Source organism: Roseateles sp., from assembly GCF_036404855.1.
Lineage (GTDB): Bacteria > Pseudomonadota > Gammaproteobacteria > Burkholderiales > Burkholderiaceae_C > Pelomonas.
In genome coordinates, this window is the sequence record NZ_DASWYS010000205.1 from 1 (window position 1) to 2708 (window position 2708).

The window sequence follows — 2708 nt, forward strand, 5'->3', positions numbered from 1 at the left end:
CGGCTGGCGGTTTCGATGGGCTCGAGGTCGCCGGGGCGGGGGGTCTTGACGGTCATGCTTCAAATACCTTGCGTTCGCCGAGCCGGTAGGAGCGGCCTCGGAACATGGCGATCAGGTCGCCGTTCTGGTTCTTCACAGTGATGTCGTACAGGCCGGTGCGGCCGGCCAGCGATGTCTCCTCCGCCGTCGCCGTCAGCACGTCATGCAACTTGGCACTCTTCAGGATGTCGATGCCAAAGCCCGAGGCCACCGTCAGCGCATTGCGGCTGTTGCAAGCGAAGGCGAAGGCCGAATCCGCCAGCGTGGCGATCAGGCCGCCGTGGCAGATTGCAAAACCGTTGAGCATGTCGGGCCGCACGGTCATCGTCAGCACGGCGCGACCGGGCGCGATTGCAGCGATCTGCAGCCCCAGCATGCGGCTGGCGGCATCGTCCGCGAACATCACGTCGCGAACCTTGTCGGCGGTGGCTTGCGGGTCCATCAACGATCCTTGAATTCGGGCTTGCGCTTGTCGAGGAAGGCCGCAGCCCCCTCCAGGTAGTCATACGAGAAGCCCAGCTGGCTCTGCAATCCCGCCTCGCGCCTGAGCGCGGACTCGAAATCCAACTTCAGCGCCTCGTCCATCGCTCGACGCGTCTCGGCCAGCGCGCGCGTGGGCATGGCCGCCAGCTTCTGCGCCAGCGCCATCGCGGTTTCGGCCAGCTCGGCGTCCGACACCACGCGGGCGATCAGACCCAGGCGCTCAGCGTCCACGGCCTTGAGCTTGTCGCCAAGCAGGGCCATCTCCAGCGCCTTGGCCCGGCCCACCAGGCGCGGCAGCAGCCAGGTGCCGCCGCAGTCCGGGATCAAGCCGATTTTGGAGAACGCCTGGATGAAGCTAGCGCTCTCGCCGGCCACGACCAGGTCGCAGCCCAGCGCCACGCTGGCGCCGGCACCAGCCGCCACACCGTTGACGGCCGCCACGACGGGCACCGGCATGCTCCGCAGGCGCAGCGCCAGCGGGATGTAGTAGTGCTCCAGGAGATGGCCGATGTCCTTGGGCGCTACGCCCGCATCGCGACTGGGCGCCACGTGCGGGTCGGACAGATCCTGGCCGGCGCTGAAGGCACGGCCCGCACCGGTAATCAGCACGCAACGGACCTCGCTGTCCTCGGCCGCCGCTTCCAGCGCCTGGCGCAGCTGGCCCAGCAGGCCAGTGGTGAAGGCGTTCAACGCCTCGGGACGGTTCAGGCGCAGCAGGCGCACGGCACCGTGCTGTTCGATCTGGATCAAGTGCTCGGACATGGAATTCATTTCTCTACCGACCGGTCGGTTAATCCTAGAACTCTGCTTGATCTGGATCAAGAGGCGGGCGGGAAAACCCTAGTTCTTAATGATCTCGACGTCTTCCGCCAGCGCCGCGACGAGGGCCGGCCTCGGCGGCGCAAACCCCGGCGCGGTACAAGCCGCAGCCCCGGCCGCGAGCGCCGCGCGCAGGTGCGTCTCCGCGGGGGCGCCGGCATTGCGCATCAGGCTGTCCAGCAAGCCGGCGAGCGCCGAGTCGCCGGCGCCCACCGTGTCGACGACGTCGATCCGCGGCGGCAGGCCACTGCACTCCTCCACGCCGTGATACAGCGTCGCACCCGCCTCGCCACGTGTCAGCAGCAGCCAGGCGCCCGGGTTCCAGGCCGCAATCTGGGCCAGCCCGGAGCGGTGGTCGGTCACGCGGAACAGGCCGCGCAGATCCTCGTCGGACACCTTGATGACGTCGGCCATCCGGCACATCTGCGCCAGTGTGTCGTCGTAGCGCGAGTCCATCGCCGGCGCCCGGAAATTGGGGTCGTAGCTGATCAGCCGGCCCTCGCTCTTCAGCGCCTGGGCCAGGGCGAGCAGCCGGCCCGCCAGGGGCTCGCGCACGAGGCCCAGGCTGCCAAAGTGCGCCCAGCGCAACGAGCGTGCCCAGCCCGAGGGCAGGCCCTCAGGGCGGAAATGCAGGTCGGCGCTGTCCTGGCCGATGAAGAAATAGCGCGGGGGGTCCAGCTCATGCACGACGGCCAGCAGTGGCGGCCTCGGCAGTTGCTGGATGAAGCGCATGTCCAGGTTCGCCTCCTGGCTGCACCGCCAGATCTCGGCCCCGAACGGGTCCTGGCTGATCGCGCCGCCAAAGGCGCTCAGCCGGCCCAGCGCCGACATCGCCACGGCCACATTCCACGGCGCGCCCCCGCAGGCGCTGCGCCAGCGGTCCGGTCCGATGCGGATCAGGTCGGTCAAAGCCTCGCCGAAGGCAACGAAATGCGGGAGGTCGGGGTGCAGGATGTCGCTCATCGTCGGCCATTCAAGCGCGACCGCCGCCCCGCGGCAAGCCCCGGTATTGCCGTCGCTGACACAATCGACACCATGTCAGCACGTGTGATTCCCCTGCACGACGCCCGCGAGGTGCCGGCTGCGCTGCCGCCCGCCGCCGGCCTGGCCGCGCCGCCCGCGCTGCCCCTTGCCGACGCACTCGGGCGTCCGCTGCGGGACCTGCGCATCTCGGTGACGGACCGCTGCAACTTCCGATGCGGCTACTGCATGCCCAAGCAGGTGTTCGACAAGCACCACGAGTTTCTGCCCCATGCCGATCTCCTCAGTTTTGAGGAAATCACGCGGCTGGCCCGTATCTTCGTGGCTCTGGGTGTCGAGAAGCTGCGTATCACCGGCGGCGAACCCACGCTGCGCCGCGGGCTGGA

General features: G+C 68.7%; 4 protein-coding genes. 1 reads left to right on the forward strand and 3 read right to left on the reverse strand.

From position 1 onward, the window contains the following. Nucleotides 1–52: 52 nt before the first annotated feature. From paaI to VGF12_RS13725, 3 genes are all read right to left on the reverse strand, one after another. Nucleotides 53–481, reverse strand: coding sequence for a hydroxyphenylacetyl-CoA thioesterase PaaI (paaI, locus tag VGF12_RS13715; RefSeq protein WP_331176594.1), 429 nt, complete (start codon nucleotides 479–481; stop codon nucleotides 53–55). Continuing rightward, nucleotides 481–1284, reverse strand: a complete 804-nt coding sequence (locus VGF12_RS13720; protein ID WP_331176595.1) for an enoyl-CoA hydratase-related protein — start codon at nucleotides 1282–1284, stop codon at nucleotides 481–483. Before VGF12_RS13720 ends, paaI begins: the two co-directional genes overlap by 1 nt. A gap of 78 nt (nucleotides 1285–1362) precedes the next feature. Then, nucleotides 1363–2304, reverse strand: a complete 942-nt coding sequence (locus VGF12_RS13725; protein WP_331176596.1) for a carbohydrate kinase — start codon at nucleotides 2302–2304, stop codon at nucleotides 1363–1365. A 72-nt stretch (nucleotides 2305–2376) separates the two neighbouring features. On the opposite strand from VGF12_RS13725, the gene VGF12_RS13730 reads away from it, so the two are divergent. Then, on the forward strand, nucleotides 2377–2708 hold a 332-nt coding region (locus tag VGF12_RS13730), incomplete at its 3' end, for a radical SAM protein (RefSeq protein ID WP_331176597.1).